Source organism: Acidilutibacter cellobiosedens, from assembly GCF_004103715.1.
In the GTDB taxonomy this organism is placed as follows: Bacteria; Bacillota; Clostridia; order Tissierellales; family Acidilutibacteraceae; genus Acidilutibacter; species Acidilutibacter cellobiosedens.
In genome coordinates this window covers 849,133-862,658 of record NZ_CP035282.1, presented here as the reverse complement: position 1 = coordinate 862,658, position 13,526 = coordinate 849,133, and the positions used below count along the sequence as shown (strand labels likewise).

Genomic DNA, 13,526 nt, shown 5'->3' with positions numbered 1-13,526 from the left:
CAAATCCTCCATATATCATTATTTAGAATTAAGAAGCCTTTTTTCCAATACTTGATTGATGTCAAAATTTTCAACCTGCAGATAATATTCAGCACAATCCAGCAATGCCTTCATCGGAACTGTTCCTATTACTTCGCTTCCTACCACATTTACTCCATATCTTCGCGCTTCCATCTTAACCATTTCAAAAGCTCTGTATACAGAAGTCTTTTCATAATTAACCAAATTCATTGAAACCTGGGTTATATTTCTTTCCTCTAATTTTAGTCCGATAGCCTTTACAAATCTCAATCCTCCGCCAATAAATCTCACCTTTTTAGCTATGGCAGTAGCTATCTTTAAGTCATCCGTATCTAAATTTACATTAAATGCCACTAATGGCACTCTTGCTCCTACTGCTGTACATCCACTTTTTTCATTCATGATCTGAGGACCGAAATCCGGTTTCCATTCCTCTCTTTTAATTTTTTCAAAGAATCCTTCGTATTGTCCTTTCCTTATATCAGCTAAATTTTTTCTTTCAGGTTTAGTTGCCGCCTCCTCGTACAAATAAACGGGGATTTTCAGATCTCCTATTGTCTTTCCTACTTCTTTTGCTAATTCAACACATTCTGCCATGGTTATATCTGAAACAGGAGTAAAAGGCACCACATCTACAGCACCCATCCTCGGGTGGCCTCCATGATGTTTAGTCATATCTATAAGCTCAATTGCAACCTTTGATGCATTTATAACTGCCTCTTTTACCTTTTCTGGAGAGCCGATCATTGTAACTACAGTTCTGTTATGGTCTTCATCTGATGAATAATCCAATAGTTTAACTTCTTTAACCTTCCTTACCTCTTCAACTATTTTCTCTATAACATCGTTGTTTCTTCCTTCGCTGAAATTTGGAACACATTCAACTAACTTAGACATTTCTTTCCTCCTCATTTTAGGTAAATAATCTTTTTCATTTTAACTTTATTATATCATTTTTCCAAAAGACTTCATCAATATTCCAATTCTACTTTTTCTTCAACGGCTTTCAATATTTTTCCGCTGTCTATAAGGTCCGTAACCTTGTCAAGTTCTTTGTACATTTCTATGTCGCTGTCCTTTTCTATAAATTTTACTGCACCTCTTATTACCTTATATGCTTCTTTAGTACCCTCTCCAAGTTCAAACCCTTCGTCCTTTCTAAAATCTATAGCTTGACATGCTGCCATCACTTCTGTAGCCAATATCCTCTTTACATTGTTTATTATATCCCTTGCTTTTCTTGCTGCGATAGTCCCCATACTTACAATATCTTCCTGATTAGCCGAAGACGGTATAGAATCTACAGAGGCAGGATGAGCAAGTATTTTATTTTCAGATACTAATGCTGCTACCGCATATTGAGTAATCATAAACCCTGAACTCAATCCTCCATCCTTTGTTAAAAATGCAGGCAAATCGTTTAATTGATGATTTATAAGTCTTTCCAGTCTCCTTTCAGAAATATTCCCTATCTCTGCTCCTCCGATTCCTAAGAAATCAAATGCTACAGCCATAGGTTCTCCATGGAAATTGCCCCCCGATATTACATCTCCTTCTTTTGTGATTATGGGATTATCCGTAACGGCATTCAACTCTGTTTCAACTTTCTCTTGTACATAATCTATAGTGTCCTTGCAAGCTCCATGAACCTGAGGTACACATCTTAAAGAATACGCATCCTGTACTCTTAATTCTCCCTGCCTTGTTACATAGGTACTTCCTTTTACTAACTTTAATATATTTCTTGCAGTCTTAAGCTGCCCTTTATGGCCTCTTATTATATGGATTCTCTCATCAAAAGCATCTGTTATTCCTCTCAATGCCTCTATAGTCAATGCCGCCGCGATATCACTTATCTTTAACAATTTTATCCCGTCATAAACCGCTAAGGCGCCTGTGGAAGTTAATACCTGAGTTCCATTAATTAATGCAAGGCCTTCTTTTGCATCTAATTCTATTGTTGGTATCCCGCCTTTTTCCATAGCCTCCTTACCCGTCATATGCTTTCCTTTATATTCTGCTTCTCCAAGTCCAAGCATTGGTAAAACCATATGAGCTAAAGGTGCTAAATCACCGGATGCACCTAAAGAACCTTTTTCAGGAATTAACGGATGAACCCCCTCATTCAACATTTTTATAAGAGTATTCAGAGTTTCTATCCTAATCCCGGAATACCCTTTTGCTAAAGCATTAGCTCTTGTAACCATTATAGCCCGCACAATATCTGTGGAAAAATAAGGACCGTAACCGCAGGCATGAGAACGAATAAGATTCTCTTGTAATGTCTTACAATCTCCCTTGGATATATTAACATTGCAAAATTCCCCAAATCCGGTAGTTACTCCGTATACCACTTTCTCATTTTCCACTATATCGTCTATTATTTTTCTTGATGATAAAACATTTTTTTCGGCTTCTTTACTTAAGGATACCTTCCACCCTTCCCTTGCTGCCAATACCAACTGTTCTAATGTTAAATCATTGCCGGTTAAAACAATTTCTTTCATTCACATTCCCTCCTTAAATTATCACAATATTTAAAATTGGTCTCAAAAAATTTCCCTCATAATATAAATATATCTTATTTTAAAATAATAAATTGAAACCGTTATCCCTTATCTCCACCATCTAAATATGATCTATAGATTATATTTATTATATCACAGCTTCGTCAAATAACAGTCAACTGCTATATATAAAAAATACTCCCACCTGCAACTTCTTTACTCACTTAGCGAGTATACAGGTGGGATCATGTCACCTTTTCTCTTTCGAAGGAACTCCCATACGTTCAAATACAATGTCATATCCATCGCAACCATAATTTAACGATCTATTTATTCTGCTAATAGTTGCTGTACTGGCCCCCGTTTCCTTTTCAATTTCATTATAGGTCTTATTCATACGCAGTAATTTTGCTACTTTAAATCTTTGGGAAATGGACTGAACTTCTTTTACCGTGCAAATGTCTTCAAAAAAACGATAACATTCTTCCAAATTTTCAAGTTTCAGAATTGCATCAAAAAACAAATCCGCTTGCTTGCTTTTAATTTTGGAATCATAAGTCATAATAAATTCCCCCTTGTTTATTATAATAATATTCTACATTTTTGTCGAAAAACCTTTTCATTTTCTATTTATGAATATTTTTTATAAATTACTATGTTATTGTAATAAAGTCATTTCTTTTTTTTAAATACTTATAATCACTATATAATAAAGTTCAATTTATTGCAAGCTCTGCCTATTTCTATTGAAGAAAGTCAAGTTCAATGATATAATTAAAATCAATTAAAAATACATTAGTTGGAGGTGTTAAGTTTGATAAACATAAAATGGTTTGGTCATTCATGTTTTAAAATAACATCTAATAAAGGTATTGTTGTTGTCACAGACCCCTTTGATCCAACTGTAGGGTATTCTCCTTTAGACATAGAAGCTGATATTGTAACTTCTTCTCACTCCCATTATGATCACAACTATTTCAAAGCTATAAAAGGTGACTTTAAAATAATAGATAAACCTAAGGAATATAATGTAAAGGATATTATAATAAAGGGTGTCAGGACTTTCCATGATAACGTTTATGGGACTAAAAGGGGGAAAAATATTGTATTTCTGATAAATATGGATGGTATTAAATTATGCCATCTGGGCGATTTAGGCCATACTCTTACAGACAAGCAATTAGAAGAAATAGGCAAAGTAGATGTCTTATTCATTCCTGTAGGAGGATATTATACTATTAATAATGAAGAAGCTGTAAAAGTGGTAAAGCAATTAAATCCAAAACTGACAATCCCCATGCATTTTAAAACTCCCGAAATTGATTTCCCAATAACTGATGAAAAAAATTTTTTAAAGGAATTAAATGGGAGAAAAATTTCATCAAATAACATTGATGTAGACTCGGCCTTTTTAGAGACTGAAAAAGTCATAAGCTTAAATTATAAATAAAAAAGCCTCTATCGAAAGATTATAAGACAGCTGTTCTTGAAACTTATTTACGGAGAGCTCTTTTTAATCAATATTCACATGGAAAAATTTTCTCGTTTATTATAAAAAATTTTATGAATATAATTTTTTATTTTGGAGATTATAAGCTATGTAAGGTTCGTAAAAAGCATCCGGTAAATCTTTTAGGCAGCTCTTTAATGAGTACCCTATAAAGACAGTCAATGGTAGTATTTAATCTAATTGATTTGATACTGCTTTGATGAGAATAATATATCTCCAATATTTTATATGGTCCGTAATGGATCCATATAAATAATAGATATATTATATATCTGGATCCATTACGGACCTTACTTTTTTATTCATAATCATAAACCGAAATATTTTTTTAAATTGATATCATAAGGGGCCCGAACAATCCCCTTTTCTGTGATTATTCCGTTAATCAATTCATGAGGAGTAACATCAAAAGCAGGATTAAATACCTTAATATTCAGTGGTGCTGTCTGGACTCCAAATCCCCTGATTATTTCCTCTTTATCTCTTTCTTCTATAACAATATCATCTCCTGTAGACGTGTTTAAATCTATAGTTGAAAAAGGTGCGGCTATATAAAACGGAATATTATGTGCTTTAGCCAAAAGGGCTACTCCGTAAGTCCCTATTTTGTTTGCTGCGTCCCCATTGGCAGCTACCCTATCACAGCCCGTGATTACCATATCCACCCAACCTTTTTTCATCACTACTGCTGCCATACTATCTGTAATTAAAGTCACATCTATACCCGCCTGACTTAATTCAAATGATGTCAGCCTTGCGCCTTGAAGAAGCGGTCTTGTTTCATCGGCGAATACTTTTATGTTTAAACCCTTTTCTTTAGCCATATAAATAGGAGCCAATGCGGTACCATATTTGGAAGCAGCCAATACTCCTGCATTACAATGAGTGAGAACAGACATATTATCCTTTAAAATTTTCAGGCCATTCTCTCCTATTTTTCTGCAGACATCTTCATCTTCTTTCTGAATCAGTACAGCTTCTTCCTCCAAGGCTTCTTTTATTTCATGCAAAGGTCTGTCTTTTAAACTCAAAACTTTCTTATCCATCCTGTTCAGAGCCCAAAAAAGATTGACTGCCGTAGGTCTTGAAGAACTCAAATATTCCTTGATTTTTGTAAACTTTTTATAAAATTTATCGAAATCATCTTCTTCGACATCTTTAACTCCCAGAAATATTCCATAAGCAGCAGCTATCCCTATAGCCGGAGCACCTCTTATTTTGAGTCTCTTTATGGCATCAAAACACTCTTCCGCATTTTTTATTTCGATAGTTTCATTAACTACAGGTAATTTTGTCTGATCGATTATGTACAACTTTCCCCCGTCATATTTAATAGTTTGAAGCATCAGATCACTCCCTCGTTGAATTTTAAAAACCTCAAATAAATTATATCTGAATCGGACAAATATATTTTATCATATTAAAGGCAATCTATATAACTATATGATTATTGCCATTATATTTTTATTAATATAAAAATCAGTAAACGGGACAATCCAAGTTATGGATAATTTTCTATTATTAAAGCTAAATTATATAGTGACGATAGATATTTTGATATATAAATTATTATTAAATCTATCATCAATTTTAGAAAGGGGAGATTGGTAAAATCTTTTTGTTACGAATATGAAGTACTATCTACATATATAAAAAGTTGGCCACTTTGATTTTGCACAAGGATTTCCATAATAAAATAAAGAAAATAGGTGAATTTATGAGAATCAATAATAATATTATAGAAAGATTTTATACAATCAATAATAGCATCTTTTCAAGAAATATTTTAAGTAATAATTTTACTATTAAAAACGAAAATTCAATATATAAATCTAATTTCAGCAGCTATATTCCATCTAAATTTATCAATTTAAATAAAATAACTCAGAAAATGATAATAAACAGAGAGATGATAGATTTTAACAGCGGAATTGTTTCCTTTGAATATGGTGCTAATAATTTTTATATCGAAAAAGATGGAATGTCAATTGAAATACCGATTAGTGAAGTATCACCAATTATAAATGAAGATAATGTTAAAACTTTAGAAGTAATAAATAACAGGCTGACGTTATCACCAAATACTTACTATAAATTTAAACATGCAGATGGTATTGAAAGATTATATGGTGCTACAAATAATGGCTTTAAAACAATTGATTTTGTAGACAGTATATATGATGAAAGTAAAACATCATATGATCAAACATTATTTGATACGGTAGATATAATAAATGAACTATTAAGAGACAGTTCTTATATGATCATTTCTTCAAAAAAGTCTATAAATTTTTTAACAAATGAGCTCGGATTTAAACCCGGATATTTCGAAGTAGGCATGAGTACAGGAAAAACTAATAGGTATTTCTATTTAGATAGCGGAAGAATCATCAATGATAAAGCATTTAATAATCAAATTTATTGTTTAAATAGTATAAATCATTTAGAATATGGAGTACCCAGGGATGCAAAATGGATTATCGGCGGCATTGAATATAAAATGAATGAAGACGGATATTTTAATCTTCCATACCTAAATAGCGGACTCACAAGTGGAGAATTTAAATTAGTCAATTCTGAGGGTAAAGAAATTCATTTAAAAAATCCGGATATGGTGAAGCAATCGGAAAATGTGAAATAGTTTGAATAAAAACCCTACATGTTAATGTAAAATAATTTAACATGTAGGGTTTTTTTATGATACAAAAAATCTTTATTGGAAATTTGATGCGGGATATCTGTTTACAAGTAATGATTATTGCCATTATATTTTTATTAAGGTATTATTTAATTGATATCTTAATTATTTTTATGATTTTAGAATATTTATTTTAAAAATTCTTATGCTCAATAGGATTAACTTTTCCTTTTCAATAAATACAATAGAGAGGGGTACGATTATGTTATTTAATGATATAAATATGGAATATGTGGATGCCATAATGATAGTGGATCATAACGGAAATATCGTATATTCCGTGAGATATAATCCCAGATTCGACAATAATTCAAAATTAAACGATTTTAAAGAAATTATAAACAAAAATTTTCTTGAAATATATCCCGCTTTAGATATCGAAGAAAGTACAATAATTAATTGCTTAAAATATGGTACTCCGCAATATTTTGAGAATCAAATTTTCCACGATAATAAAGGAAGAGTCTATAATACCCAAAATCTTACACTTCCTATAATCAGGAGAGGAAAGATATTAGGAGCAATAGAAATATCCAAAGATATAACTAAAGTTAAAGAAATAACAGAAAGGTTAAAAACAAGGAAAACGTTCCAAATTATTGGAAATAAAAAATTTAATATGGGAAAAAATACGGCAGAGTACAATTTTGATAGTATAATTACTCAAAACAAAGAAATGAAATACAATATAAAAAAAGCAAAGATGATTGCAAATAGTTCATCTCCTGTTTTAGTCTATGGAGAAACCGGAACTGGAAAGGAATTATTCGTTCAATCGATCCATAACTATAGCAACAGACATGATAAACCGTTTATCGCTCAAAATTGTGCCGCTCTCCCGGAAAATCTATTTGAATCAATATTATTTGGCTCAGTAAAAGGTGCTTTTACCGGTTCTGTAGATAGACCGGGACTCTTTGAACTTGCTGATGGCGGGACGCTGTTCTTAGATGAGATAAATTCAATGCCTAACGGATTACAGGCAAAACTTTTAAGAGTACTTCAAGACGGAATGGTTAGAAGGATAGGGGATTCAAAAGACAGAAGAATTAATGTAAGAATAATAACCGCCATGAATCAAGATCCCATTAAATCCGTTAAAAGGGGAAATTTAAGAGAGGACCTTTTCTATAGGTTAAATGTAGTAAGTATAAAATTATTACCTTTAAGGGAACGAAAGGAAGATATTTCACTATATATTCCATATTTTATAGATAAATATAATAAAGAACTCAATAAAAATGTATCAGGAATATCTAAAGAGGTAAAAAAGATATTTTATGAATATAACTGGCCGGGAAACGTAAGAGAGTTGCAACATATAATAGAATCTTCCGTTAATATATTAAACAGCGGAGATATACAATTAAAACATCTGCCCATATATTTAATCGAAAACATAAATAATAATTCTATAAATGAAGATATAAGGGAAATTAAACCGTTAAATCAAGAAATCGAATCCTTGGAAAAACAACTAATAATAAATGCCTTAAAAAAAGCTAACGGAAATATTACTTCTGCAGCAAATATGCTTGGAATTCCCAGACAAACTCTTCATTACAAAATAAACAAATATTCCATCCAAATAAGCAAATATAAATAAGGTTATAAAAATATAAAACTCATACCTTTAAAGATAATTTAATGTTTATATAAAAGACGAACTATTGACAATTCTGACAATAATTCGTCTTTTATTACTTATAGCTAATAATAGCTAATATTTGTTATAATAAAATTTATTAGGAAAACAATATGACCGGTCACAAAACCGGTCATATTATCATATAATTTATTTAAAAATTTTTACTGATTGACTAAGAATTCAGGAACTTCCTCTTTCCCTTGTCCATAATAATCAAATATTCTTACTGCTTGTTCAATTTGTTTATCAGTCATCATGGCAATATTATCACTCATAGATTTAGCTATACAGTATGTTTTTGCTGCTTCCTCCAAATATACACACGAATAAAGAGCTTGTTTTAAAGAATTCCCCACTGCTATTACTCCATGATTTTTTAATATTACTGCTAATTTACCATTTAAATTTTCCACTGCTTCTATACCCATTTGCTCACTGGCCGCAGATGAAAACGAACATACCTTAACGGAACCCTTTGTGGCATTAGCTAATGTTGTAAGATTACACTTAAATTCATCCTGAATTAATCCCAATGCCGTCGCATAAGGCTGATGGGTATGAATTATAGCCTTAACATCTGTCATATTATTATATATATATAATAATGCTTTAGTATCAACGGAAGCCTTTCTCTTTCCTTCTATTATATTGCCTGTCAAATCCATCAAAATAATATCATCTGTCACCATTTCTTCATAAATCATTCCTGAAGGAGTAACTAATATCTTATCCTTTTCAACTCTTAAACTTACATTTCCCCCTGAAAGTACTATTAAACCATACCTGTCTAATTTAATTCCTGCTTTTATTATTTCATCTTTCTCTTTTTTATACATTTTTTATCTTCCTTTCTACGTAAAGAGTAAAGAGAATTATTAACTTTTATTTTCTGCTTCAGAGAATCGGGATGCTTCATCTCTTCAATTTTTAAAAGCTCAGTTTCTAAATCCTTATAATCGTCATAAGCTCTCAAATCTATCCAATATCTTCCTCTAAATAATGAAGGAGAATTAATTCTTATATATAGCTTTCCGGCAAGCCTTTGTTCTTTAATTTTAAAACTGGTAATTTCGCCCATACTGTATACATGAGATCTTTTAAAGGCTTTAAATATTATTTTATCTCCTCCTATAATTATTTCACCAGGATAGCTGATTGATACAAAATTAGTTATAATTGTATATATGCATAGAAAGCATATAAACATCCACAAATATTTTATATTCGTACCCGTAAATAATTTATAAATACCTATAAATAATACTATAATTGTTAAAACACTTGCATAAACAATCCTGACTAAAAATAGCTTTTTATCAAATTTATATTCTCTTTCCATCTTTCACCATACCAATCTAAATTATGCTTTTTGTTCCATTTCATGTGCTTCTTTTAAGATTCTCTTTCTGTTAATTATCGCCAAGGATATTGCAACTACTGCTATAACTGCCATGCCAATCCACCCAAAATCATTTATTCTCACAATCAGCCAAGTCAATGGATTTGCACCATCGCATATACTTGAAATCTGAGTTGCACCTGAAGGCATAGTATAATTTGCATTTTGGGCTGCTATGGTTATAAGAGGTGCCAAATTAGTTGAAATCAATAAACCTACTGCCAAAACAATTATACCATTTATTAAAGCCCTGAACCCATTTCCGTTAACAACCGGTGTGATTAATACAAACATCCATGGTATCACTGCTAAATCAGCAAAAGGCAAGACCTTATTACCGGGTATGAGAACTGCCATAAAAACTGTTAAAGGTACTAATATAAGTGAAACCGACAATGTTACGGGATGCCCTACTCCTACTGCCGAATCAAGTCCAATGTACATTTTCCCCTTTTTTGAAAATCTTTTATTTATGAACTCTGAGGCTGCATCAGAAATAGGTAATAATCCTTCCATAAGCAATGATGCCATTTTAGGAATTAAAACAAGCACTGCACCCATAGTGATACCTAAAGTAAGAACATCTTTAATTCCATAGCCTGCAATAATACCTATTATTATACCAAGGCTTGTCCCTATTAAAATAGGTTCTCCAAACACTCCAAATCTTTTTTGAACTTTTTCCATACTTATATCTATATCCCTTACTCCCGGAATTAAATCTATAATTTTATTTATTACGATTGCAATGGGTGCATATGCTCCTGTAAATCCATGGGGCAGAGAAACTCCCGGTAATCCCAGCGTTTTTTCAACTCCCGGTGCTGTATAATCTCCTATCACCATAATTATTATCATATTCAATACCGCTGCAATTACTCCCATCATCTGACTACCCGTAGATATTGCTACCAATGCTCCCGTAAAAGCAAAATGCCAATAATCCCAAATATCAACATCCACTGTTTGAGTTGTATTAGTTAAAATCATCACGATATTCACAATTAAACCAACAGGAATTATTATCATTCCTACAGTTGAAGCAAATGCTATAGCCGCTGCGGCAGGCCAGCCAACATCAATCACCGAAAGTGAAAGGCCAAAACGTTTAATCATCTGTTCAACAGCCGGACCTAAATTAGCCCCTAATGCATTTATTACCAAATTTAATCCAATAAATCCAACACCGACTGTTAATCCTGCTCTTAATGCTTTACCTTTCTCAGTTCCTAAAATAATTCCAAATATGAAAATTATTATGGGCATCATCACGTTGGCGCCTAATCCCTGAATAAAATTGAAAAATCCTAAAATATATGACATAAATAACTCACCGCCTTATTTTTATTTTTTCATGAGATCTAATATCTCTTTAGTTGTTTTTTCAATGCCTACACCTGTTAAAAAACACAAACCACTTACAAAAGGACATTTTACTCCATCGGGTTGCATTGTTGTTGATATTACAAAATCAAAATTAGTTGATTTTGCTGGCACTTCTGCTATTTTACATTGTTCCATTTTGTATTGTCCCTTGTATCCATTTGCATCCAATATTTTTTCAACTTTTACTCTGGCAGCTGTAGATGTGCATACTCCTGAGCCACAAGCCAATAATATTCTTTTCATGTTAACACTCCACTTTCTTTTTTATATTATTCACCTAAAACAATTATTTTACATTTACGTATACGTGATCTTGTCCTGTCAAAATCAACAAAGTATATATACCCTGTTGTCCCTACGCCAAGTTTTCCCTCATCCACTTCAAATGTCTGGCTTGATCCTATAAGGGTTGCCTTAAGATGTGCATCACAGTTTAAAAGAGCTCTCCTGTCCCCATTTGGCAAATATGCCTCAGCATTTGGCCATAAGGCAACTGCTTTATAATGCTTTTCCCCGGGATAATTATACTGCCCTTCCTCCACGTTATCAGGAATTATTTTCTTTAAAATATTATTTAAGTCCTCCTGAAGAAACTCATCCCCTTCTTCATTATAATCATGAACAAATTCTTCAAAAAATACAGAACAAGTGGTATGAGGTGAGATGACTACACATATCCCATTTTTTACCTTGCTTTTCTCTATGGCCTCTTTTACCTGTGGTGTTATATCAAAAAAGCTTGGTCTTCCTCCATGAGATGTTAAATCTATTTGTTCCTTGTAAATATTCACTTTTCTTACCTCCAATTATTTTCTATCCTTAACAGCCTTTTTCACGGCTTCCGCCCATTCAACTATCCTCTTTTTATGGTCAGGAGCTTTCAATATACCGCTTGTTCCTCCTGTTCCGTCAGCTCCAAGTTTTATAACCTTATAAACATCATCCGCTGTGGTAACTCCTGAGGCTATCATAACAAGTATATCCGGATTTATCTCTCTTATCTTTGATATGGTTTCAACTACGTAGCCTTTGCCTGCTGTTTTGCCTGTCCCTATTAAATCTGTAGGCTCAGCTAAAACTATGTCAGGGTTCAATTTGCATACCGCAGCAGCTTCAAATACTGAATCCGCACATACTATGGTTATCATATCCAGCTCATGTGCTCTTTCAATGGTCTTTGATAATTTTTCTACTGTCATAGGATTTTCGGCATGATTTAGGAAAACTGCTTCTGCTCCTGCTTCCTTTAAAGATTCCGGCAGTATATGTCCCATTCCCCTGCCCGGCTTTAAAGGGTCCATATGTTGAGCAGTTACTATAAGATGGTTTGTCCTCTCGCTAATATACCGTATGTCTGTAAATGGACATGTAAAAAACATTTCAATTCCTGTTTCCTTTGCCACTTTATCAGCCGCCAAGGCTAAATCCAAAGATTTTTCTCCATAAAGATATGATTTTGGATTAACAACTAAAAATGGCGTTCTTACCTTCATTTTTTATTCATCTGCCTTCCTGTATTTTTCAGTTTCAAATACAACGTAATAATGCTTTAAACATTCCCTTATTCCTTCAATCTGTGCACTCCTTAATTCATAATAATCCTTCCACTCCATCTTCGCCGCCTTCTTATAGGCTGCCGTTACTAAATCTGTGTATATATTTATTTTACTTATTCCGTTAAGGGCACATCTCTTTAAATTATCATCTCCTGACGAAGAGCCTCCATGAAGAACAAGAGGTACATCAACCTTTGATCTTATTTCCTTCAATCTTTCAAAATCTATTACAGGCTTTCCTTTATATGCCCCGTGTGCTGTTCCTATAGATATAGCAAGAGAATCTACCTCTGTAAGCTCAAAAAATTTTTCTGCCTCTTCAACAATTGTATATCTGCTGTCACTGTCATCCTTGCTCTTATATGTTTCTCCTCCTCCTACATGTCCAATTTCCGCTTCCACTACTACTCCTTTTAAATGTGCATATTTCACTATTTCCCTTGTTTTCCTCACATTTTCTTCAAAGGGGTCCGATGATGCGTCTATCATAACTGACTTAAACCCTATGTCTACGGCCTTCATAATTAAATCCTTATCTGTTCCGTGATCAAAATGAAGTACTACGGGAACTTTGGCCTTTTCCCCATAATATTTTCCTAATTCTACAGCTTCATCAAATGATAAAAATTCCTTATGAGCTTGAGCATATGCTAATATCAACGGTAAATTTAATTCTTCCGCCACTTCTATACATGCCTTTGCCGAATTCTGGTCCACAAAATTAGGAGCAGGGAAAGCAAAATTGTATTTTCTTGAAACCTTATATAATTCTTTAGAACTAACTAACATCATACCGCCTCC

The 13,526-nt window shown here is 32.8% G+C and carries 14 protein-coding genes; 3 read left to right on the top strand and 11 right to left on the bottom strand.

Features of this window, described 5'->3' with window-relative positions; all coding sequences use genetic code 11:
- Positions 1–18: 18 nt before the first annotated feature.
- The 3 genes from ftcD to EQM13_RS04085 form a co-directional block, all read right to left on the bottom strand.
- Entirely contained in the window at positions 19–918 is a 900-nt protein-coding gene (gene ftcD, locus EQM13_RS04095; RefSeq protein WP_114217984.1) for a glutamate formimidoyltransferase, read from the bottom strand.
- Positions 919–992: 74 nt separating this feature from the next.
- A complete protein-coding gene (gene hutH, locus EQM13_RS04090) occupies positions 993–2,528 on the bottom strand; it encodes a histidine ammonia-lyase (RefSeq protein WP_128752024.1) in 1,536 nt (511 codons plus the stop codon).
- 250 nt (positions 2,529–2,778) lie between these two features.
- Positions 2,779–3,090, bottom strand: coding sequence for a YerC/YecD family TrpR-related protein (locus EQM13_RS04085; RefSeq protein ID WP_071139708.1), 312 nt, complete (start codon positions 3,088–3,090; stop codon positions 2,779–2,781).
- A 252-nt stretch (positions 3,091–3,342) separates the two neighbouring features.
- Between EQM13_RS04085 and EQM13_RS04080 the strand changes: the two genes are divergently transcribed.
- Complete coding sequence (locus EQM13_RS04080) at positions 3,343–3,978, top strand: MBL fold metallo-hydrolase (protein ID WP_206172802.1); 636 nt, start codon at positions 3,343–3,345, stop codon at positions 3,976–3,978.
- A gap of 368 nt (positions 3,979–4,346) precedes the next feature.
- On the opposite strand, the gene mtnA is transcribed toward EQM13_RS04080, so the two are convergent.
- On the bottom strand, positions 4,347–5,384 hold the full coding sequence (gene mtnA / locus EQM13_RS04075) for an S-methyl-5-thioribose-1-phosphate isomerase (RefSeq protein ID WP_071139707.1): 1,038 nt from the start codon (positions 5,382–5,384) through the stop codon (positions 4,347–4,349).
- 371 nt (positions 5,385–5,755) lie between these two features.
- Here mtnA and EQM13_RS04070 point away from each other — a divergent pair, with 371 nt between their 5' ends.
- Both EQM13_RS04070 and EQM13_RS04065 read left to right on the top strand, forming a co-directional pair.
- Positions 5,756–6,679, top strand: a complete 924-nt coding sequence (locus EQM13_RS04070; protein WP_071139706.1) for a hypothetical protein — start codon at positions 5,756–5,758, stop codon at positions 6,677–6,679.
- Between the two features lie 259 nt (positions 6,680–6,938).
- On the top strand, positions 6,939–8,342 hold the full coding sequence (locus EQM13_RS04065; protein WP_071139705.1) for a sigma-54 interaction domain-containing protein: 1,404 nt from the start codon (positions 6,939–6,941) through the stop codon (positions 8,340–8,342).
- A gap of 203 nt (positions 8,343–8,545) precedes the next feature.
- Here the strand turns inward: EQM13_RS04065 and EQM13_RS04060 are convergent, their stop codons facing one another.
- The 7 genes from EQM13_RS04060 to EQM13_RS04030 are packed head-to-tail and all read right to left on the bottom strand — an operon-like array spanning position 8,546 to position 13,514.
- Complete coding sequence (locus tag EQM13_RS04060; protein WP_128752023.1) at positions 8,546–9,220, bottom strand: class II aldolase/adducin family protein; 675 nt, start codon at positions 9,218–9,220, stop codon at positions 8,546–8,548.
- Positions 9,193–9,723, bottom strand: a complete 531-nt coding sequence (locus EQM13_RS04055) for a hypothetical protein (protein WP_071139703.1) — start codon at positions 9,721–9,723, stop codon at positions 9,193–9,195. The genes EQM13_RS04060 and EQM13_RS04055 overlap by 28 nt, the downstream gene beginning before the upstream one ends.
- A 21-nt stretch (positions 9,724–9,744) precedes the next feature.
- Positions 9,745–11,106, bottom strand: a complete 1,362-nt coding sequence (locus EQM13_RS04050; protein ID WP_071139702.1) for a PTS galactitol transporter subunit IIC — start codon at positions 11,104–11,106, stop codon at positions 9,745–9,747.
- Between the two features lie 21 nt (positions 11,107–11,127).
- Positions 11,128–11,412, bottom strand: coding sequence for a PTS sugar transporter subunit IIB (locus EQM13_RS04045; RefSeq protein ID WP_071139701.1), 285 nt, complete (start codon positions 11,410–11,412; stop codon positions 11,128–11,130).
- A gap of 26 nt (positions 11,413–11,438) precedes the next feature.
- The gene (locus tag EQM13_RS04040) at positions 11,439–11,960 is read right to left on the bottom strand and encodes a YjbQ family protein (RefSeq protein ID WP_128752022.1); all 522 of its coding nucleotides are present in this window, start codon (positions 11,958–11,960) and stop codon (positions 11,439–11,441) included.
- A 15-nt stretch (positions 11,961–11,975) separates the two neighbouring features.
- A complete protein-coding gene (locus EQM13_RS04035; protein WP_128752021.1) occupies positions 11,976–12,662 on the bottom strand; it encodes a triose-phosphate isomerase in 687 nt (228 codons plus the stop codon).
- Between the two features lie 3 nt (positions 12,663–12,665).
- The gene (locus EQM13_RS04030; RefSeq protein ID WP_128752020.1) at positions 12,666–13,514 is read right to left on the bottom strand and encodes a class II fructose-bisphosphate aldolase; all 849 of its coding nucleotides are present in this window, start codon (positions 13,512–13,514) and stop codon (positions 12,666–12,668) included.
- Between the last annotated feature and the right edge of the window lie 12 nt (positions 13,515–13,526).

Excerpts from the sequence above, each read along its gene's own strand:
- ftcD (WP_114217984.1), bottom strand. The coding sequence starts at position 918 with ATGTCTAAGTTAGTTGAATGTGTTCCAAATTTCAGCGAAGGAAGAAAC.
- hutH (WP_128752024.1), bottom strand. The coding sequence starts at position 2,528 with ATGAAAGAAATTGTTTTAACCGGCAATGATTTAACATTAGAACAGTTG.
- EQM13_RS04085 (WP_071139708.1), bottom strand. The coding sequence starts at position 3,090 with ATGACTTATGATTCCAAAATTAAAAGCAAGCAAGCGGATTTGTTTTTT.
- mtnA (WP_071139707.1), bottom strand. The coding sequence starts at position 5,384 with ATGCTTCAAACTATTAAATATGACGGGGGAAAGTTGTACATAATCGAT.
- EQM13_RS04070 (WP_071139706.1), top strand. The coding sequence starts at position 5,756 with ATGAGAATCAATAATAATATTATAGAAAGATTTTATACAATCAATAAT.
- EQM13_RS04065 (WP_071139705.1), top strand. The coding sequence starts at position 6,939 with ATGTTATTTAATGATATAAATATGGAATATGTGGATGCCATAATGATA.
- EQM13_RS04060 (WP_128752023.1), bottom strand. The coding sequence starts at position 9,220 with ATGTATAAAAAAGAGAAAGATGAAATAATAAAAGCAGGAATTAAATTA.
- EQM13_RS04055 (WP_071139703.1), bottom strand. The coding sequence starts at position 9,723 with ATGGAAAGAGAATATAAATTTGATAAAAAGCTATTTTTAGTCAGGATT.
- EQM13_RS04050 (WP_071139702.1), bottom strand. The coding sequence starts at position 11,106 with ATGTCATATATTTTAGGATTTTTCAATTTTATTCAGGGATTAGGCGCC.
- EQM13_RS04045 (WP_071139701.1), bottom strand. The coding sequence starts at position 11,412 with ATGAAAAGAATATTATTGGCTTGTGGCTCAGGAGTATGCACATCTACA.
- EQM13_RS04035 (WP_128752021.1), bottom strand. The coding sequence starts at position 12,662 with ATGAAGGTAAGAACGCCATTTTTAGTTGTTAATCCAAAATCATATCTT.
- EQM13_RS04030 (WP_128752020.1), bottom strand. The coding sequence starts at position 13,514 with ATGTTAGTTAGTTCTAAAGAATTATATAAGGTTTCAAGAAAATACAAT.